The following is an 18,244-nucleotide window of genomic DNA, read 5'->3' as shown; positions in this document are numbered from 1 at the left end:
GGGTGTCGGCGCATCGTGCATTCAGACCCCCGTCCCGCCTCAGCGGCGTCCCGCCTCAGCGGTCTCCGACCTCTGTCCGGTCGATGATGCCGGGAAGCACCTCGTCGAACAGGGTCACGAGGGCCGCGCGCACCTGCGTCGCATCTCGGCAGACGATGGCGTCCCTGATCTCGAGGGTGGACCGCTCGCTCGCGACCCAATCGAACCAGCCGGCGGCATGCTGCGTGAAGCGCCGGATCTGCGGCCCGAGCAACTCGATCACGGACGCCCGCGTGGCATTGCCCTCGAGACGAGCGAAGCCGATGGCGATGGCACGCAGAGCCACGCCGTAGGCCAGGACGTCGCGCTCACCCGCTGCGTCTGACATGTCCTCCGTCAGGTCGACGAGGTAGCTGACGTCATCCTGTCCGACGAGCGGCATCGCATGCCGCACCGATCCGATCCAGATGTCGCCGAACAGCGCGATCGCGTCGCGGATCCGGTCCAGGTCGAGCGGCGCCACGCGCGTGAAGCGATTTCGCTGCATCTCGACGAGCCCCTGCTCGGCCAGTCGCGCCAGCGCATGACGCACGGGCGTCTTGGAGGTGCCCAGATCTTCCGCCAGCTCGGTGTCGCGAAGGCGTTCCCCCGGTCGCAACTCACCGTCCACGATCGCATCTCGCAACCGCCGATAGACGTCCTCACTCATCGTCCTGCGCTCGAGCGCCACATCGATGCCTGCCAAATCACACCCTCCCTCGACCACAGCGGGTCCCCCACCACTCGAAACGGTCGGCACGCGCGGACCGAACAACCCCCGTGTCCGGAACCGGTGCGATCCCCCGCGCGCACCAGCGCGCAACGCGTAACATAACACAGCGCTCCTCGATCAGCGCTGTATGCCGTCCCGGGTGCTCTCCACGAATCCGCAGCAGCATCTTGCACATTCATGTGCATGATCTCTACCATGAACTCATGACCACTCGTGCACCTCGCCGCGACGCCGTCGAGAATCGCGCCGGCATCCTCTCCGCCGCCCGCGCGACCCTGGCCGTGCATCCGCACGCCTCCGTCGACGTGATCGCGCGCAGCGCGGGGCTCTCGCGGCGCACCCTGTACGGACACTTCGATGATCGCGACGCCCTCATCCGCGAACTCATCTCCACCGGCGCGCAGCGGTTCAACGCCATCGCCGCCTCGATCGACGACACCGACGCCCGCCTCGCCCTCGCCCGTCTCGCCGCCCACCTCTGGCACGAAGCCGCGCACGTGCAGGTGGCCGCCGCCCTCGCTCTCGATGAGACGCACGTCGAACACACCGCCACCGCGCTCGCTCCCCTGCGCCGCACTGTGGCAGCGCTCGTGCGCCGGGGACAGGACGACGGCAGCTTCCGCACCGACCTCGCCGCCCCCACCCTTGCGCGCCTCATCGAAGAGATGGCGCGCACGGTCATCTCCCGCACGGATGCGGCCAGCACGGGGGCCGCCGACCTCGCCGTGCGGACGGTGCTGAGCATAGCCGGACTCTCCTGGCGCGAAGCGGACGAGCTGCTCGCATCGCAGCCCGACCTCGCCGCATCCGCGGCAGCCCCGACGGAACCCCCGAACACCCCGGAGGACCGGGCATGAAGATCTCTCTGCACGACGTGAGCAAAGGCCGCAACGGCCAAGCACTCCCGGCGATCTCGCTCGAGTTCCACACCGGCTCGGTGCGCTTCGCCCTGGCCGAGACGGAGCAGCGACCGACGGTGCTCGGACTCATCGCGAGCGGTCGCATGCGCCCCGACACCGGCCGCGTGAGCATCGACGCCGCCGACGATCCGAAGGCATTGCGTCGTCGCGTGGCTCTGGTCGACGCCCCCGCCGTCAGCGACCCGCACCCCGACGTCGCCCTCGTCGGCGTCGTGGAGGAAGAGCTCATGTTCGCCGGACTCGGCGCCACTCCGCTGCACGCACGACGCTGGCTCGCGCGGCTCGGCTACACCGAGCTGGCCGGCGTGCCGTTCGGCTCCATCGATCCCGCCGCACGCGTGCGCATCCTGTGTGAACTCGCGGTGCTCCGATCCGGGGTCGAGGGCATCGTGCTCGTGTCGCCCGACCGCCACGGAGGAAGCCCCGACGGTTGGTGGCGCATCGCGGGCGAATTCGCGGACCGCGGCTACGCGATGCTCGTGATCATCGGAGGCTCGGCAGCCATCGCCCTGGAGCGGATGCAGGAGTTCGACGCGATCAACGCCTCCGGGCCTGTCGAACCGCTCGCGATCGACGAGCCCGCGTCTCCCGCCGCCGACGAGACACCCGCCACGAGTGAGAACGGAGATGCGCGATGAAGGTTCCCGCCATGATCGCCGCCGAGCTGCGGCGACTCACCGCGAGCCGGATGGGCATCATCGCCCTGGTCGCGTTGATCTGCGTCCCGATCCTCTACGGCGGTCTCTACCTCTGGGCGAACCAGGATCCGTACGCGAAGTTCCCCGAGGTCCCTGTCGCGCTCGTGGTCGACGACGAAGGCGCCCCCGCGCCCACCACCGGCACCGAACCCGCGACCGGTGAGACCGTGAACTACGGCGAGGACGTGGCCGAGAACCTCATCAAGGGCAACGCCTTCGACTGGCAGCTGATGTCGGCCGACGAAGCCTCCGAAGCCCTGACACACGGCACTGTGGACTTCACCGTGACGATCCCGGCCGACTTCTCCTCCGCCCTCACCTCGGCCGCGGGAAGCGACCCGCACCAGGCGCGCATCGACCTCGAGACCAACGACGCGAACAACTACCTCGCTTCATCGATGGGCACGCAGGCCGTGGAGAAGATCCGCAGCTCGGTCGCCCAGATGGTCGGCAGCCAGGCCGCAGAGCGCCTGCTCACCGGCCTCAGCGACGTGCGCGACAAGCTGATCACGGCGACGGACGGCGCCACGCAGCTCACCGACGGCGCCGGCACCGCCGCTTCCGGCAGCTCCACGCTCGCCGAAGGCACCGCGAAGCTCGCCGACGGAACGGCGCAACTGGCCACGGGGGCGCAGAGCCTCGCGAACGGCGCTCAACAGGTGAGCGCGGGCAACCGTCAGCTCGCCGATGTCGCCGACCGGGCAGGATCCGCGGTGCAGCAGGCCGCGAACGCCCTGCCGCAGGTGCGCACCGACATCGCGAACACCCTGACGCAGCAGGGCCTCACGCCCGACGAGATCGACCAGGTGCTCGCCACGCTCGATCCGCTCGGCGCTCGCCTGCAGGAGGGGAACACTCAGGTGCAGGCCGCGGTCGGCAAGGTCGACCAGCTCGCCGCCGGTGCCGCCTCCCTCGCCTCGGGCGCCTCGGAACTCGCCACCGGTGCCGGCGCGGTCGCCACGGGTGCCTCCGCCGCGAACGACGGTGCCGCTCAGCTGCGCGATGGACTCGCCACGCTCGCCTCCGGCACGGCCGAGCTGCGCGACGGACTGTCCCAGGGCGTCGACGCGATTCCCGCCTCCACCCCCGACCTGCGCTCGCTTCAGGCCGACACGATCGCCGACCCGGTCAAGGTGTCGAGCGACAAGGTCGCCTCCGCCGAGGACTACGGTGCCGGACTCGCCCCCTTCTTCGCCGCGCTCTCCGCCTGGATCGGCATCTACGCCCTCTTCCTGATCGTGAAGCCCATCTCCCGGCGCGCCATCACCGCACTGCACTCCCCCATCCGCATCACGCTGGCCGGCTGGCTGACCCCGGCGTTGCTCGGTGCCGTGCAGATGCTCGGGTTGATGGGCATCCTCGCCATCACGCTCGGCTTCACCTTCGACCATCCGCTCGGCACGCTCGGCATCATGGTCTTCGCGTCGGCGACCTTCGCGGCGATCATCCTCGCCCTGAACGTCTGGCTCGGATCGGTCGGGCAGTTCCTCGGCCTGGTTCTGATGGTGCTGCAACTGGTCACCGCGGGCGGCACATTCCCGTGGCAGACGCTGCCCGCTCCCCTCGCCGCCCTGCATCACGTGCTGCCGCTGGGTTACGTCGTCGATGCGATGCGACAGCTGATGTACGGCGGCGACTTCGCGCGTGCCGGCGGGGATCTGGCCGTGCTCGGCGTGTGGCTCGTCGGCGCGCTGCTGTTCGCGATGATCGGGGTGACACGGATGACACATCGGCGCACCCTGCGCGATCTGCAGCCGAGCCTGATCGGATGATCGACCCGGTGCTCGTCGCGGAACGCCTCGCGGCGAGCGCCGGTGCGGATATGATGCGAAGGCGCGGCCCTGAAACGCGCACTGGGGCTCGGTGGAACTGAGTTCCACCTGTCTACCCGAAAGTGTTCTCGACGATGATGACCGATTCGCAGGAGTCCGCTGCCCCTTCCCGCCTCCCGCTGGGCGTTCGCATCGGGCGCATCGCGTTCCTCGTCGTGGCCGCCGTCGTGGTGATCGCCGTGACTGCGGCGTTCTTCGTGGCCTGGACCATCCAGCGTTCCTTCCCGCAGACCGAGGGATCCATCGAGCTCGACGGGCTCGCGGCCGCGGTCACCGTGCAGCGCGACGACCGTGGTATCCCGACGATCACCGCCGACTCGACCGACGACCTGTTCTACGCACAGGGCTTCGTGCACGCGCAGGACCGGTTCTTCGAGATGGACTTCCGCCGCCATGTGACCGCTGGCCGCGTCGCCGAGATGTTCGGGGAGTCACAGGCCGGCACCGACGCCTTCCTCCGCACGCTCGGATGGCGCACGGTCGCCGAGGCCGAGGTCGAGGCGATGGACGACACCACGCGCGGCTACTACGAGGCCTATGCGGATGGCGTGAACGCCTACCTGGCTTCGCGCTCCGGCGCCGAACTGTCGCTCGAGTACGCCGTGATCGGACTGCAGAACCCCGACTACGCCCCCGAGCCGTGGGAACCCGCGGATTCCGTCGCCTGGCTCAAGGCCATGGCCTGGGACCTCCGCGGCAACATCGAGGACGAGACCGAACGCTCGCTGCTGGCCGCAGAGCTGAGCACAGGCGCGGACGGGGCAGAGGACGCGGCCACCGGTGACCTGCTGGCGAAGCTCTATCCCGACTACCCGTTCGACGAGAACCCCGTGATCGTGCCCAAGATCTCGACCGTTCCCGCACTCGGCACCGATGCGGAGCCTGCGGCCTACACCACCTCCGAGACCGACGGCGAGGCGCGGCAGGCATCGACGACCGTCGAGTGGGAGGAGACCTCGAGCGTGATCGAAGCGGCGAGTGTGCTGGTCGGCGATGTCGGCGAGGGCATCGGCTCGAATTCCTGGGTCGTCTCCGGAGACCTCACCGAAACCGGGATGCCCCTGCTCGCGAACGATCCGCACCTCGGGGCCTCGCTGCCCTCGGTCTGGTACCAGGTGCAGTTGAAGTGCTCGACGGTGAGCGAGGAGTGCCCGTTCGACGTGGGAGGCTTCTCGTTCTCCGGCCTTCCCGGCATCGTCATCGGCCACAACCAGAAGGTCGCCTGGGGGTTCACGAACCTCACCACCGATGTCACCGACCTCTACATCGAGCGCGTCGAGGGCGACCAGTACTGGCGCGACGGAGCACTGGTGCCTCTCGAGGAGAGCACCGAGACGATCAAGGTCGCGGGCGGCGACGACATCGAGCTGACCATCCGCTCGACCGTCCACGGGCCCCTCATCTCCGGACTCACGGACGACTTCACGGCGATCGCGGGGGCCCCGGAACCCGCCCTCGGCGCCGAAGCCATCGCTCCGACGCCCGCACCCCCCGGTTCCGACGATGCCGAGTACGCCGTGAGTCTGCGGTGGACCGCGCTCGATCCCGGCACGGCGGCGACGGCCATCTTCGCGCTCTCCACCGCGCAGGACTTCGACGACTTCCGCTACGCGGCCTCGCTCTTCGACGTGCCGGCACAGAACCTCATCTACGCCGACACCGAGGGCAACATCGGCTACCAGACCCCGGGCCGTCTTCCGATCCGCGGCGCGGGCGACGGATGGATGCCGCAGCCCGGGTGGGACAGCAGCTACGACTGGACGGGGTTCATCCCGTTCGAGGAGCTGCCGGTCTCGTACAACCCCACCTCGGGATACATCGTGACCGCGAACAACGCGATCGTCACTGACGACTACGCCTACTTCCTCTCCCGCGACTGGGATTACGGCTACCGCGCCGCCCGGATCGCACACCTCATCGAGCGACGCGCGGCCGTCGCACCGCTGACCGCCGACGACATGCGCGAGATCCAGATGGACAACGAGATGTGGATCGGCACCCAACTGGCGACCGCCATGGCCGACGTCGACGTGTCCGTTGCAGGCCCGACCGCGGCCGTGGAACTGCTGCAGGGGTGGGACGGGCAGAACTCCGCATCGTCGGCGGCTGCGGCCTACGCGAACGTGCTGTGGTCGAACCTGGTGCAGAACATCTTCGCCGAGCGCGCTCAGCCGCTCCCCATCGACGGCCAAGGTCGGCTCTTCACCGTCGTCTCCGACATGCTGGCCGATCCTTCCGACCCGCTCTGGGTCAACGCGCAGATCGACGTCGACGGGATGGAGCAGATGCTGGCACTGTCGGCGGAAGAGGCCTACGACGAGCTCGCGGCTCTGCAGGGCACGACCGTCTCACGCTGGAACTGGGGCGACCTGCACGCGATCACCCTCACCAGTGAGACCCTCGGCTCCTCGGGCATCGCGCCGATCGAAGCACTCTTCAACCGTGGACCTTTCCCGGTTAGCGGAGGGGCCTCGGTGGTGAACGCGACCGGATGGGAGCTCGGGGTCTCGTACGCCACCACGACCGTGCCGTCGATGCGCATGGTCGTCGACCTCTCCGACTTCGACGCCTCGACCTGGAATCATCTCACCGGCGCCTCGGGTCACGCGTACAACGAGCACTACACGGATCAGACGGCGGACTGGGCAGCGGGCATCCAGAAGCCGTGGGCGTACTCGGCGAAGGCCGTGAAGGCAGCGGCGGTCAACACCCTGGTGCTCACCCCGGCCGGCTGAACGACGGCTCTCTGGGCATCTGAAGCAGCGCCCCAGGATGCTCGGCTAGCGTTGACGGGTGCCATCCGCCTATCTCGCCCCCAAGGGCACCCCCGTCACGCTCCTGGAGTTCGAGCATGCAGGTGCGACCCTCATCGCCGAGACGTTCGGTGAGGGCCCGCACACGTATCTGCTCCTGCACGGCATCGGCATGGGGCGGAGCGTCTATCTCGATATCGTGCAACGTCTCGAGGGAAGGGTCATCGCCCTCGATCTGCCCGGATTCGGCGAGGCGCCCGAGCCCACCCGCACGCTCACCATGGAACGGCATGCCGACCTCGTCGCGGCCTACCTGCAGCACGTCGACTCGGGCCCGGTCGTCGTGATCGGGCACTCGATGGGCAGTCAGATCGCCGCCGAGCTCGCCGCGCGGCATCCGTCCCTCGTCGAGGGAGTGGTGCTCGCCGGCCCCACCGTGAACAAGGCCGCGCGCAACATCGGCGCGCAGGCGCGGTATCTGCTCACCGACCTCATCGGCGAACGCCCCCTGGTCATCTGGCGCGGGGCCCGGGAGTACCTCCGCGGCGGCCCCCACCTGTTCCGGAAGATGCGTGCGACCATCGTGCACGAGCCCGAAGACGCCTTCGTGCGCATCCAGTGCCCCGTGCTCGTGCTGCGCGGGGAGAGCGATCCGCTGGCTCCGATGAGCTGGTGCCGCGAGATCATCGACGCCATCCCCGGCGCCGACCTCGAAGTCATCCCCGACCACGGTCACGGCACGCTGATCAGCGACTCCGAACCCGCGGCGCGCCTGATCCGCGAGTTCACCGCTCGCCTCTGACGCCACGGGCCCTCCTCATGAGCGGCCCGCGGGATCAGGCGCGCCGGCATCGAGCGCCCGGCGCAGCCGGCAGGATCAGAGCTCGATGTCAGCCCGCAGCGGGCGGGGTCTGCTTCGACTCGGAGAGCTCGTCGACGACGAGGCCGCGCTGCTCGATGGTGCCGTTGCGATACGCCTGCCGTCCGACCATGTGCGCCGAGAGCGGAGCCGTGGCGAACTGCATGAGCACGACCGGGGCGACCAGCACGAACCCGATCAGGATGCCGCCGACCGACCGCTGCGACAGCGCGATCGCGATGCAGATGAGCAGCAGTCCGAGCACCTGAGGCTTGGTCGCCGCGTGCAGTCGCGACGGCACATCGCGGAAGTGCAGCAGACCGACCGCCGCCGACAGGCACAGCAGCGCTCCGAGCAGGATGAGCACCAGGACCGCCACGTCGATGACGGCATCCGGGATCATGAGACCGAACACGTTCATGGTGTCGTGTTGTCCCTTCTCGCGACGAACCGGGCGACGGCGATCGACCCGAACACTCCGATCGCCGCGATGATCAAGAGCACGGGGATGTTGCGAGTGTGACCGTTGATCGCCATCTCGGCGCCGATCACGCACATCACCTCGGTGAGCAGCACGTCGGAGGCGACGGCGCGGTCGAGGATCGACGGTCCGCGCACGATGCGGATCAGCGCGAGCACAGCGGCGATGCCGAACACCACCATGATCAGCAGCAGGAGGATGTTCATCGGGCACCGCCCTTCATCGTTCCGAGGCCCGCGCGCTCGTCGGCCTTGAGGGCACGATACTGATCGGGGTCGCCGAGCGCACGCACCACGCGTCGCTCCCACCGGAGCACGCCGGCGCGCTGCTTCTCCACGTCGTCGAGATTCCGGACCCCGATCACGTGCAGGTACAGGATCCGCCGGTCGCGGTCGGTCTCCACGACGAGAGACCCGGGGATCAGCGACGACACGACGGCGACGTGCGTCATCACCAGGTCGTCGGCATACCGCAGCGGCACCGCGATGATGGCCGTGCCGGGCTGGCGACGGAAGTCGAACACCTGCACCGTGACCGAGAGAGCACCGCTCAGCACCGCGAACAGGAATTGCACCACGAACAGTGCGGCGTACCAGAGGTTGATGCGGCCGGAGAGCGCGACGGTCGGCAGGCGGAACACGCGGGTGACGAAGATCGCGACGACGAGTCCGGTGAGGAACGACAGCACCGTGAACTGCGCCCACAGCAGCATCCAGAGCACCACGAGCCAGGCGAGAAAGGGCAGCTGCACGCGAATGTCGCGCCAGAGGTGACGTCGGGTGTCGCGCGCCATCAGCCCACCTCCTCTTCCAGTTGCACGAGGCTCACCGGCTGCAGCAGTGCGGCGCCGATGCGGTCGCAGAGGGCGTAGAGAGGACCAGCGAAGATCGTCAACGCGAGCGTGACCGCGACCATGCCGCCGGTCGCCACGGTCATGATCTTCGGGATGCGACGGCGCTCCTGCTGCTCATCGGCCGCCGGCGCGTTGCCGAGGTACGAGATGCGTCCCTCGGTCTCGGTGGAGTCCTCCTCTTCGCGCCAGAAGGCGAGGTTCCAGGCGCGCATCAGGGCGTAGAGGGTCAGCAGCGACGTGACGATGCCGCCGAAGATCAGCACGATCATGATCGGTGTACCGACCGAAGCCGCCGCCTCGAAGAGGGCGAACTTGCCGATGAAGCCGGAGAAGGGCGGCAGTCCGCCGAGGTTGATCGCGGGGACGAAGTAGAGGACGGCGATCAGGGGGGCGACCTTCAGCAGCCCCTTGACCCGCAGGATCGAGGTGCTTCCGGCTCGACGTTCCACGAGCCCGACGGCGAGGAACAGGGTGGTCTGCACGACGATGTGGTGCACGATGTAGTACACCGTGGCACCGATCGCGGCGGGGGTCGCTATCGCGAGACCGAAGATCATGTAGCCGACGTGGCTGACCAGTGTGAACGACAGGATTCGCTTGAGCTCGGCCTGTGCGACGGCACCGAGCACTCCGACGATCATGGTCGCGAGCGCGATGATCAAGAGCAGCGTGTCGATGCTGTTCGAGGCGAAGAGCTGGGTCTCGGTGCGGATCAGCGCGTACACGCCGACCTTCGTGAGCAGGCCGGCGAACACGGCGGTGACCGGGGCCGGTGCGGTCGGGTACGAGTCCGGCAGCCAGAACGACACCGGGAAGATGGCGGCCTTGATGCCGAAGGCGACCACGAGCATCAGGTGCAGCACCAGCTGCGTCTCCTGCGGGAGCTCCGACATGCGCTCGGCGATCTGGGCCATGTTGACCGTGCCGAGTGCGCCGTAGATCATCGCGATCGACGCGAGGAACAGGATCGACGAGACCAGCGACACCACGATGTAGACCGCGCCGGTACGGATGCGGGACTCGGTGCTGCCGAGGGTGATCAACACGTACGACGCGACGAGCAGGATCTCGAAGCCGACGTAGAGGTTGAACAGGTCGCCCGCGATGAAGGCGTTGAAGATGCCGGCCGCGAGGATCAGGTACGACGGGTTGAAGATCGAGATCGGCGTCTCGTCGGTGCCGTCTGCGGCACCCTGGCCGATGGAGAACAGCAGGACCGCGAGCAGCACGATGCTGGAGATGAGCACGAGGAGGGCGGCGAGCCTGTCGACGTAGAGCACGATGCCGAACGGCACGGGCCAGCCGCCGACCGACACCGCCAGCGGAGCACCGGAATCGACCACGACCAGGAGCACGGCGGCGATGACCGAGACGGCGGCGAGAGTGGCGACCGTGACGACGACCTGCAGGCGCGCATTGCGACCGAAGACGAGGGTGACCGCGGCGCCCAGCAGAGGCAGTGCGACGAGGAGCGGGACGAGGGCGGTCATGGCTTGCCCTCCTCGTTCTCGTCGCGGTCATGGGGTTGGTCGGGGCGCGGTTCACGGCCCTCGTCGGAGGGTTCTGACGGTTCGGAGGGCTCGCTCCCCCACCCGGTCGGGGCGTCGAACGGAGCATCGTCGTGGATCGAGGGATGATCGCGCATGTGCAGCACCGTGATCGGCGCAGTCTGCACGCCGACGAAGTCGGTGGTCGCCTCGTCGTCGTCGGTCTCGGACTCGTCGTCCATGAGGTCTTCGTCGGCATCTGTGCGCTCGCGGAGCGCGATGTCGGCCTCGTCGTCCTCGACCGTGTCGGCCTGACCCAGTTGCCAGGAGCGGTAGATCAGGGCGAGCAGGAAAGCCGAGACCGCGAACGTGATGACGATGGCGGTGAGGGTGAGCGCCTGCGGGAGCGGGTCGCTCATCTCCCCTTCCGTCCCGAAGAACGGCGCGTTGCCGGGAACGCCCATCACGATCAGGAGCAGCAGGTTCGTGGCGTTGCCGAGCAGCAGGAAGCCGATCAGCACACGGGTCAGGCTGCGCTCCAGCATCGCGTACACGCCGCACGCGAAGAGGATGGCCATGATGACGATCAGGGTGAGGGAGACGTCCATCAGCTGCTCCTCCCGCCCCGGGAGAGGAATCCTTCAGGACCCGGTGTGGTGCGCAGCGCCGCCTGACGGTCGACCTCGGCGCCCAGACTGCGCAGCACGTCGAGGACGAGCCCGATCACGACGAGGTACACGCCGATGTCGAAGATGGTCGAGGTGACGAACTCCATGTGTCCGATGCCGGGGATCTCCCACTCCCAGAAGGTGCTGGTCAGGGGCGCGAGACCGAAGAACAGGGGAACGACCGCCGTGCCGACGGCGAGGATCAGGCCGGTGCCGAGCAGTCGTCCCGCATCCGTGGGGGCCGCGGCGCCCAGCTCCCAGCGTCCGCCGGCGATGTAGCGCATCACGAGTGCCATGCCCGCGACGAGACCGCCGGCGAAGCCGCCGCCCGGCAGATTGTGGCCGGAGAACAGCAGGAAGATCGACACCACGATGATGGTGTGGAACAGGATGCGGACGATCACCTCGAGCAGGATCGACCTGTTCTCGGGCTTCATCTTCTGACCGCCGACGAGCCACGCCCGCGGGCTGCTCTCGTTCTCGGAGGTCTGGAATCGGATGCCCTCGGTCGTCTCGACGAGCGGGCGGCTGCGTGCGGCCTTGCGCGTCGCCCGGGGGAGGTTCTTGGTGGCGGCGAGCAGGTCGGCGCGGTGCGTGACGAACACCAGGGAGGCCACACCGGTCGCGGCGAGCACGAGCACCGAGAGCTCGCCCATGGTGTCCCAGCCGCGCAGGTCGACCAGCGCCACGTTGACGACGTTCTTGCCGTGTCCGATCTCGTACGCGAGCTTCGGGAACGCCTCCGAGATCGGGTCGGCGATGCGCGACTGGGTGGCGACGACGGCGACGAAGGCCATCGTGACGCCCACGCCGATCGCCAGCAGCGCGCGGGGGATGCGCCCGACCGAGGCGTTGTGCTCGCCCATCCGCGCGGGGAGGCGACGGAGCACCAGCGCGAACGTGACCATCGTGACCGTCTCGACCAGGATCTGCGTCAGCGCGAGGTCGGGTGCACCGCTCGTCGCGAACAGCACGACCATGCCGAGTCCGGTGACCGAGACGAGCACCACGCCGGTGTAGCGCTTCTGCGCACGGACGGCGAAGATGCCGGCGATCGCCATGATCGGCGCGACCACGATCTGCGCCGGGGTGTGCCAGAGGGACAGGTTGTACCGATCGATGTCGCTCGCGATGAGGGCCGTGACCTCGGCGGCGACGAACACCACGAAGATGGTGCCGACGTACACCGGCAGCGAGCCCCGCTGGGTGAGCGTGGTGCTGAGCACCGAGAGCCGGTCGACGCCGCGCATGACGAAGTAGTAGATGTCGGCCGCGGTGAATCGCAGGATCCGCGGCTTGCGATCCCATCCGGTCCTGCGGGTGACCAGGAACAGCCCGATGCCGAGCAGGATCGACAGGATCGAGATGCCCAGTGCGGGCTCGAAGCCGTGCCACAGCGCGAGATGGCCGGGGCCCTCGACGGCTTCGCCCGCATGGTCGAGCCCCGGGGTCGCGGTGAGGGCGTACCCCTGCAGAGCCGTGTCGAGAGCGGGGGCGCCGATCCCCGCCGCGAGCGTGACGCCGGCGAGGATGATCGGGGCCGAGAGGAAGCCGACCGGCGGGTCGGGCCAGGCTGTGTCGGGGAGTTGCTGGCCCTGCTCATCGCGCTTCTTCCAGAACGCGCCCCAGAGGAAACGCACCCCATATGCCGCAGTCAGCATGGATCCGAGGACGATACCGATGAGGGCGACGAGTCCCCACGGGGATCCGCCTTGTGCGTCGTCGAGGAGGGCGGTGAGCGTGGATTCCTTGGCGACGAAGCCGATGGTCGGCGCTATGCCCGCCATCGATGCCACGGAGATGAATGCCGCGGTCGCCATGACGGGTGCCTGCCGACCGACGCCGGAGAGCTCGTTGATGTCTCGGGTGGACAGTTGACGGTCGATGACGCCGACGATCAGGAAGAGCGCCGACTTGAACAGCGCGTGCCCGATGACCAGGGCGAGACCGGCGAGCGCCGCCGCCTGCGTGCCGTAGCCGACGACGATCGCGAAGAAGCCGAGCTGGCTGACCGTGCCGAAGGCGAGAATGCGCTTGAGGTCGGTCTCACGCAACGCCTGGATGCCCCCGAGCAGCATCGTGATGATGCCCAGGGCGATGACGATCGGCCGCCAGGTGGTGCTGAACGCGAAGATCGGCGCGAACCGGGCGATCAGGTAGATGCCCGCCTTCACCATCGCGGCGGCGTGCAGATACGCGCTCACCGGCGTGGGCGCGGCCATCGCACCGGGGAGCCAGAAGTGGAAGGGGAACAGTGCCGACTTGCTGATCGCCCCGATCAGGAGCATGACGATCGCAGCATCGACGAGAGGTCCGCTGGGCGCGATGACGAGGATCTCGCGGATGCTCGAGGTGCCGGTGTCGACCACGAGCAGCACGACGCCCACGAACATCACGAGGCCACCGAGCGTCGTCACCAGCAGAGCCTGCAGCGCCGCACGACGGCTGGCGGCACGGCGGCGGTAGTGACCGATGAGGAGGTACGAGAGGATGCTCGTGACTTCCCAGAACATGACGAGGATCACGAGGTCGTCGGTCAGGACCAGTCCGTACATCGCGCCGGCGAAGCCCAACAGCACGCCGGCGAACTGTCCGACGCCCGCCGAGTCCTCGTAGAAGTACCAACGGCAGTAGAGGAGAACCAGTGCTCCGACGCCCGTGACGATCAGGGTGAGCACCCAGCCGAGCACGTCCATGTTCATGGAGAGGTTCAGACCCAGTTGGGGGATCCACTCGACCGACTCGAACGGTACCGGCCCGTCGAGCACCTGCGGCGTCATGACGAGTGCATGCACGAAGGCGGCGGCCGGGACGAGGGCGGCGATGGCGAAAGCCTGAGCTCCGAGCCAGCGCACCAGAACGGGCATCAACAGCGACCCGAGGAGGAACACAGCGAGGAGCATCAGCATATACGCGGCTCCCTCAGGGCTCGTCGGCCATTTCGGCACAGGCGGGCGGGTGTCAGACCAGTTTACCGGCGCGAGAGGTTCCTGCGGTCCACGTTTGCACGATCGTGCGAGAGTAGCCCCATGCGGCGGGTCTGGGTTCGAGAGCTCGCGGGCTGGGTGGGGGCACTGGCCGTGGCGATGATCACGGTGGCGCAGGTCGCTTCATCCGCTCGCGCCGACCTGCTGTTCCGCGATGGAGATTCCCTGGTCGTGGCGATGTTCGCACGATCCGTCCTGTCCGGCGCTCCGCTGGATTGGGCGATGTCCAGCGTGCTGTTCCTGCCCGAGTCTGCTGTGTTCGCCGGCCTCGATGCGGTGCTGCCCGTCGACGTGAACGGATTGCTCACGATCAATGCCGTCATCAACATGCTCGCTCTCTACGGGGCCCTCCGGCTGGTCTCGGGCCGTCGACGCGACGACACCGCCCCGGTCAGCTGGGCACTCCTCGGGCTCGCGGTCTTCGGCATCTTGGCGATGACCGATGTCTCGGGTTCTCGGGACGCGCTCGAACTCGCCTCCCTGCTGCTCACCACCACGTATTACTGCTCGACGGTGATCGCCGTCGTGCTGTCCGTCGGTCTGGTGCGTCGGGTGATCGACCGCGACGAGGGCGGAACCGGGTCGTTGGTCGCTCTGGGCGCGACGGCCGCCGTGTCCACCCTCTCCAACCCGTTGTTCGCCGCCTGGGCGACGGTTCCGATCGCTCTTCTCCTCGCCGTGACGCTCATCCGGTCGCCTCGACGCACCCGCACGGCGACGATGCTCGTCGTGCTGGTCCTGGGCACCGCGATGGGCTCCCTCGGTCGCATTCCTCTTCGGGCATGGATCGCCAACACCGGAGCCGGCTACGCCCAGCCCGAACTCTGGCCGGAGTCGGCGGGCTACTACGGAACCCTTCTCCTCGACCGCACGGCGACGCCCGCCGGCATCATCGGCGCCCTGATCGTGCTCGCCCTCATCGCGTCGGCCATCGCGCGCACGGCGCGAGCGGGCGATCCCGGCACGCGGTTCGTCGCGACCGTCGCGTGGGTCACCCCCGTGCTCGTCGCGATCGGCGCGATCGCTCTCGGCACCCACGCCGCGCGGTACCTGCAGCCCCTCGTCTTCGCGCCGGTGCTCGCCCTGGTGGCGGCTCCCCGTGCCTGGCTGGTGCCGCGGCGTGCCGGTGCTCTCCTCGCGGCGGCCGCCACCGTGGTGCTCGTGATCGGCGGCACGCTCAGCGTTCCCCGGCTCGCCGCTGCGAGCGCCGCCCCCGATGCCGATCTCGCCTGTGTGACCGACTGGGTCGATGCGTCGGGCCGGGTCGGGGCCGGCCAGTTCTGGACGGTACGCCTGCCGAAGCTGCATCTGGAGGATCCCGCCCGTCTCGTGCAGGTCGATCATGAGCTCAACGGCTACGCGTGGCTCGTGAACCGAGCGGATTTCGATGTCGGTGAGGTGTCATTCCTCGTGGAGGACGCCCAGACGGTCCCCTGGCGCCTCTCGTCACCGGTCATCCCTGACGAGGTGATCGACTGCGGGCGCTACCGCATCCTCGATTTCGGGGAGAACGGCCTGCCGCTCGGTCCGCAGCGCAGCTGAGCGGGCGCCGCTCAGCGCGGAACGGGGCCGGTGGTCGTGCCGGCGCGGAACACACAGGTGAGATGCTGCGTCTCGCCCGGTTCTCCGCGGAGCATGCGGGCGACCTGCTCCCCCGCCGCGCGACCCTTCTCGACCGCCGGTTGCACGCTGGTGGTGAGGGTGAGATCCCCGAAGCCGTCGAGCGGGATCCCGTCGAAACCGGCGACCGAGAGGTCCTCGGGCACGCGGAGCCCCAGTTCCTCGGCCGCTCGGATCACCCCGACCGCGAGCAGGTCGCTCTGGGCGAGCACGGCCGTCGGGCGGGTGGCGGGGTCGGTCAGAAGCATCCGTCCGACCAGCACGCCCTCGTCGATGAGGCTGCCGGACGCCGAGATCGCCGGCGCATCGGGGAACACCTGACGCATCCCCTCGAGGCGATGCACCGAGACGTCGACGGTCGCGTTCGCGATCCGTTCGGGGGTCACCAGTGCCCGTTCCCGTTCGCTGTCGAGCGAGAGCGTGACCAGCGCCACGTCGCGGTGACCGAGGTCGTGGACGTGCCGCGCGACGTCGGCGGACGCTGCGACGTTGTCGAGCGTGATGCGGGGGATATCCTCACCGGCATCTCCTTCGATCACGACCACCGGCAGACCACGGCCGACGACCACCTCGAGCGAGGCCTTCGTGCGCCCCGAGCATCCGATCAGGACGAAGGCGTCTACGGGGGCGTTCGTGATGGCGGCCCCCTCCTCCCCCGGTTCGTCGCGCATCAGGAGGATGCCCGCGCTGAGGTCGGCGAGACCGTCGGTGAGGCCGTCCATCATGGCCGTCGTCACCGGATCGAGGAATGCCGCGCGCAGATGCCCCTCGAGAACGACGGCGACGATGCCGCTGCGTCCGCGACGCAGCGACGCCGCGCGGGGATCCGGACCCGCGTATCCGAGGTCCGACGCCGCGGCGAGCACACGCTCCCGCGTTGCGGCCGCCACATTCGCCTTGCCGCTGAAGACGACCGAGGCGGTGGACGTCGCCACGCCCGCCTCACGTGCGACGTCGGCGATCGTGGGCCGACGCGGCGTCTCCTGACTGCTCATACTTCGAGGATAGCTCCCCACGGTTCCCTTCGGTCGAATCGATTCGATAGGCTGTCCGGCATGGAAACAGCCCTCTCCCGTTCGCAGTTCGTGCGCTGGCGCGCGGCGATCTTCGCCATCTTCCTCGCGAGCGGGCTGTCGATCGCCACCTGGGCGTCGCGCGTGCCCGGTATCAAGGAGGCGCTGGGGCTCGACAACGCGCAGGTCGGCCTCATCCTGCTCGGCATGGGCGTGTCATCGATCATCGGCATCTCGACAGGTCCCGCCGTGATGGCGCGCCTCGGTGCCCGGCGGGGCATGCTCCTGACGATGCTGATGTTCGCATCCGGGATCGTCCTCGTGGGCCTCGGGGCCAATGTGTTCGGCTCCGTTCCCGTCGTCATCATCGGCATGGTGCTGTTCGGCTTCGGCAACGGATCGGTCGACGTGATGATGAACGTCGAGGCCACGGCGATCGAGCAGCAGATGGGCCGCACGATCCTGCCGGTCTTCCACGCATTCTTCAGCTTCGGCACGGTCATCGGCGCCGGAATCGGCGCCCTCGCGGCGCAGCTCTCCATCAACGTCGCCGCCCACGCCGCGGTCATGGGTGCACTGATCGCCGTGATCGCGATCGTCTGCTTCTTCCAGGTGCCGGTGCGCGAGGCCGCCCTCGATCCCGCGGCGCACGAGAAGCCGGCCTTCCGTGCACGCATGCACACCGCGCTCGAGGCATGGCGCGAACCGCGCACCTATCTGATCGGCGTGGTCATGCTCGGCATGTCGTTCGCCGAGGGCGGCGCCAACGACTGGATCGCCCTGGGCACCGAGCAGGGGCACGGCTTCGCCGAGGGTACCGGCGCCGTGTCGCTCGCCGTGTTCTCGGTGGGCATGACCGTCGTGCGTCTGTTCGGAGGTCCGCTCGTCGACCGCTTCGGCCGCGTGCTGGTGCTGCGCATCCTCGCGGTCGCGGCGGCATCGGGCATCCTGCTGTTCATCCTCGCGCCCACCTTCCCGCTCGTGCTCGTCGGGGCGGCGCTCTGGGGCGTCGGCGCCTCCCTCGGCTTCCCGCTCGGCATGTCGGCGGCGGCCGACGATCCGGCAAAGGCAGCGGCCCGGGTGAGCGCTGCGGCCACGATCGGCTACATCGCGTTCCTGGGTGGACCTCCCGTGCTCGGCGTCATCAGCGAGCACATCGGTCTGCTCAACACGCTGTTCATCCTGGTCGCACTGGTCGTGATGTCCGGGCTGTTCTCCGGCGCCGCGCGCCCGCTCCGCGACGACGAGAAGACGCCGGCCGCGACGACTCCACAGGGCTGACCACGGCGACGGGGTGATCACGGCGGCGGAGTGATCACGGC

The 18,244-nt window shown here is 68.7% G+C and carries 15 protein-coding genes; 7 read left to right on the top strand and 8 right to left on the bottom strand.

What is annotated here, in order from left to right; all coding sequences use genetic code 11:
• Positions 1-55: 55 nt before the first annotated feature.
• Positions 56-724: a GntR family transcriptional regulator gene (locus tag MST3598_RS00560; protein WP_029260824.1), complete on the bottom strand. Its 669-nt coding sequence runs from the start codon at positions 722-724 to the stop codon at positions 56-58.
• A 230-nt stretch (positions 725-954) separates the two neighbouring features.
• On the opposite strand from MST3598_RS00560, the gene MST3598_RS00555 reads away from it, so the two are divergent.
• From MST3598_RS00555 to MST3598_RS00535, 5 genes are all read left to right on the top strand, one after another.
• Complete coding sequence (locus MST3598_RS00555) at positions 955-1,608, top strand: TetR/AcrR family transcriptional regulator (RefSeq protein ID WP_029260823.1); 654 nt, start codon at positions 955-957, stop codon at positions 1,606-1,608.
• The gene (locus MST3598_RS00550; RefSeq protein ID WP_021200082.1) at positions 1,605-2,309 is read left to right on the top strand and encodes a hypothetical protein; all 705 of its coding nucleotides are present in this window, start codon (positions 1,605-1,607) and stop codon (positions 2,307-2,309) included. Before MST3598_RS00555 ends, MST3598_RS00550 begins: the two co-directional genes overlap by 4 nt.
• Positions 2,306-4,141 (top strand): YhgE/Pip family protein, encoded by a 1,836-nt coding sequence (locus tag MST3598_RS00545; RefSeq protein WP_029260821.1) that lies wholly within the window; start codon positions 2,306-2,308, stop codon positions 4,139-4,141. Before MST3598_RS00550 ends, MST3598_RS00545 begins: the two co-directional genes overlap by 4 nt.
• A 137-nt stretch (positions 4,142-4,278) precedes the next feature.
• The gene (locus MST3598_RS00540) at positions 4,279-6,936 is read left to right on the top strand and encodes a penicillin acylase family protein (RefSeq protein WP_081860230.1); all 2,658 of its coding nucleotides are present in this window, start codon (positions 4,279-4,281) and stop codon (positions 6,934-6,936) included.
• A gap of 58 nt (positions 6,937-6,994) precedes the next feature.
• Positions 6,995-7,756 (top strand): alpha/beta fold hydrolase, encoded by a 762-nt coding sequence (locus MST3598_RS00535; RefSeq protein ID WP_029260819.1) that lies wholly within the window; start codon positions 6,995-6,997, stop codon positions 7,754-7,756.
• Positions 7,757-7,844: 88 nt separating this feature from the next.
• Here MST3598_RS00535 and mnhG read toward each other — a convergent pair whose 3' ends face one another.
• From mnhG to MST3598_RS00505, 6 genes are read right to left on the bottom strand one after another with little or no spacing between them, the layout of a single operon-like run.
• Complete coding sequence (gene mnhG, locus MST3598_RS00530) at positions 7,845-8,234, bottom strand: monovalent cation/H(+) antiporter subunit G (RefSeq protein ID WP_021200078.1); 390 nt, start codon at positions 8,232-8,234, stop codon at positions 7,845-7,847.
• On the bottom strand, positions 8,231-8,500 hold the full coding sequence (locus MST3598_RS00525; RefSeq protein ID WP_021200077.1) for a monovalent cation/H+ antiporter complex subunit F: 270 nt from the start codon (positions 8,498-8,500) through the stop codon (positions 8,231-8,233). The genes mnhG and MST3598_RS00525 overlap by 4 nt, the downstream gene beginning before the upstream one ends.
• The gene (locus MST3598_RS00520; RefSeq protein WP_021200076.1) at positions 8,497-9,087 is read right to left on the bottom strand and encodes a Na+/H+ antiporter subunit E; all 591 of its coding nucleotides are present in this window, start codon (positions 9,085-9,087) and stop codon (positions 8,497-8,499) included. The genes MST3598_RS00525 and MST3598_RS00520 overlap by 4 nt, the downstream gene beginning before the upstream one ends.
• Positions 9,087-10,637 (bottom strand): Na+/H+ antiporter subunit D, encoded by a 1,551-nt coding sequence (locus MST3598_RS00515; RefSeq protein ID WP_021200075.1) that lies wholly within the window; start codon positions 10,635-10,637, stop codon positions 9,087-9,089. The genes MST3598_RS00520 and MST3598_RS00515 overlap by 1 nt, the downstream gene beginning before the upstream one ends.
• On the bottom strand, positions 10,634-11,242 hold the full coding sequence (locus tag MST3598_RS00510; protein WP_021200074.1) for a Na(+)/H(+) antiporter subunit C: 609 nt from the start codon (positions 11,240-11,242) through the stop codon (positions 10,634-10,636). The genes MST3598_RS00515 and MST3598_RS00510 overlap by 4 nt, the downstream gene beginning before the upstream one ends.
• The gene (locus MST3598_RS00505) at positions 11,242-14,211 is read right to left on the bottom strand and encodes a Na+/H+ antiporter subunit A (RefSeq protein WP_036272006.1); all 2,970 of its coding nucleotides are present in this window, start codon (positions 14,209-14,211) and stop codon (positions 11,242-11,244) included. Before MST3598_RS00505 ends, MST3598_RS00510 begins: the two co-directional genes overlap by 1 nt.
• A 120-nt stretch (positions 14,212-14,331) precedes the next feature.
• Here MST3598_RS00505 and MST3598_RS00500 point away from each other — a divergent pair, with 120 nt between their 5' ends.
• Positions 14,332-15,831 carry a hypothetical protein gene (locus tag MST3598_RS00500; RefSeq protein ID WP_029260817.1) on the top strand — a complete coding sequence of 500 codons (1,500 nt, stop codon included), beginning with the start codon at positions 14,332-14,334 and terminating at the stop codon, positions 15,829-15,831.
• 11 nt (positions 15,832-15,842) lie between these two features.
• Here MST3598_RS00500 and MST3598_RS00495 read toward each other — a convergent pair whose 3' ends face one another.
• Positions 15,843-16,904, bottom strand: coding sequence for a LacI family DNA-binding transcriptional regulator (locus MST3598_RS00495; RefSeq protein WP_029260816.1), 1,062 nt, complete (start codon positions 16,902-16,904; stop codon positions 15,843-15,845).
• 60 nt (positions 16,905-16,964) lie between these two features.
• Here MST3598_RS00495 and MST3598_RS00490 point away from each other — a divergent pair, with 60 nt between their 5' ends.
• On the top strand, positions 16,965-18,203 hold the full coding sequence (locus MST3598_RS00490) for an MFS transporter (RefSeq protein ID WP_029260815.1): 1,239 nt from the start codon (positions 16,965-16,967) through the stop codon (positions 18,201-18,203).
• Positions 18,204-18,244 lie beyond the last annotated feature (41 nt).

The sequence above is a fragment of the Microbacterium sp. TPU 3598 genome (assembly GCF_002356155.1).
Lineage (GTDB): Bacteria > Actinomycetota > Actinomycetes > Actinomycetales > Microbacteriaceae > Microbacterium > Microbacterium maritypicum_A.
This window is presented reverse-complemented; position numbering and strand designations above follow the sequence as displayed.

Bases quoted from the DNA above. Each gene is read 5' to 3' on its own strand.
- MST3598_RS00515 (WP_021200075.1), bottom strand. From the start codon at position 10,637: ATGACCGCCCTCGTCCCGCTCCTCGTCGCACTGCCTCTGCTGGGCGCC.
- MST3598_RS00490 (WP_029260815.1), top strand. From the start codon at position 16,965: ATGGAAACAGCCCTCTCCCGTTCGCAGTTCGTGCGCTGGCGCGCGGCG.
- MST3598_RS00540 (WP_081860230.1), top strand. From the start codon at position 4,279: ATGACCGATTCGCAGGAGTCCGCTGCCCCTTCCCGCCTCCCGCTGGGC.
- MST3598_RS00525 (WP_021200077.1), bottom strand. From the start codon at position 8,500: ATGAACATCCTCCTGCTGCTGATCATGGTGGTGTTCGGCATCGCCGCT.
- MST3598_RS00545 (WP_029260821.1), top strand. From the start codon at position 2,306: ATGAAGGTTCCCGCCATGATCGCCGCCGAGCTGCGGCGACTCACCGCG.
- MST3598_RS00510 (WP_021200074.1), bottom strand. From the start codon at position 11,242: ATGGACGTCTCCCTCACCCTGATCGTCATCATGGCCATCCTCTTCGCG.
- MST3598_RS00550 (WP_021200082.1), top strand. From the start codon at position 1,605: ATGAAGATCTCTCTGCACGACGTGAGCAAAGGCCGCAACGGCCAAGCA.
- MST3598_RS00520 (WP_021200076.1), bottom strand. From the start codon at position 9,087: ATGGCGCGCGACACCCGACGTCACCTCTGGCGCGACATTCGCGTGCAG.
- mnhG (WP_021200078.1), bottom strand. From the start codon at position 8,234: ATGAACGTGTTCGGTCTCATGATCCCGGATGCCGTCATCGACGTGGCG.
- MST3598_RS00505 (WP_036272006.1), bottom strand. From the start codon at position 14,211: ATGCTGATGCTCCTCGCTGTGTTCCTCCTCGGGTCGCTGTTGATGCCC.
- MST3598_RS00500 (WP_029260817.1), top strand. From the start codon at position 14,332: ATGCGGCGGGTCTGGGTTCGAGAGCTCGCGGGCTGGGTGGGGGCACTG.
- MST3598_RS00555 (WP_029260823.1), top strand. From the start codon at position 955: ATGACCACTCGTGCACCTCGCCGCGACGCCGTCGAGAATCGCGCCGGC.
- MST3598_RS00495 (WP_029260816.1), bottom strand. From the start codon at position 16,904: ATGAGCAGTCAGGAGACGCCGCGTCGGCCCACGATCGCCGACGTCGCA.